The following is a 597-nucleotide window of genomic DNA, read 5'->3' on the forward strand; positions in this document are numbered from 1 at the left end:
TTCTTGAATCAATGGAATTCCCAGAACCAGTTATCGAGCTCGCAATTGAGCCTAAGACAAAGAATGACCAGGGTAAGATGGGTGAAGCTTTAGCTAAATTAGCTGAAGAAGATCCTACATTCCGTGCTCACACAGATCGTGAAACAGGTCAGACAATCATCGCTGGTATGGGTGAACTTCACTTAGACGTAATCGTAGATCGTCTTCTTCGTGAATTTAAGGTAGAAGCTAACGTTGGTGCACCTCAGGTTGCATACAAGGAAACATTTACTAAGGCAGTTGACGTTGATAGCAAGTATGCTAAGCAGTCAGGTGGTCGTGGTCAGTATGGTCACTGTAAAGTTAAGTTTGAGCCAATGGATCCAAACGGTGAAGAACAGTTTAAGTTTGAATCTACAGTAGTTGGTGGTAACATTCCTAAGGAATATATCCCGGCTGTTGGAGAAGGTATCGAAGAAGCTGCACAGTCAGGTATCATCGCAGGATTCCCAGTACTTGGTGTACACGCTACAGTATATGATGGATCATACCATGAAGTCGATTCTTCAGAAATGGCATTCCACATTGCAGGTTCTATGGCATTCAAGGATGCTATGG

1 pseudogene is annotated in these 597 nt (G+C 43.2%); it reads left to right on the top strand.

The features are described from left to right. A pseudogene (gene fusA / locus ABMA45_RS00335) lies at nt 1–597 on the top strand (elongation factor G); the annotation flags it as partial.

It is taken from the genome of Eubacterium sp. CAG:156 (genome assembly GCF_000434315.1).
Lineage (GTDB): Bacteria > Bacillota > Clostridia > Lachnospirales > Lachnospiraceae > Eubacterium_U > Eubacterium_U album.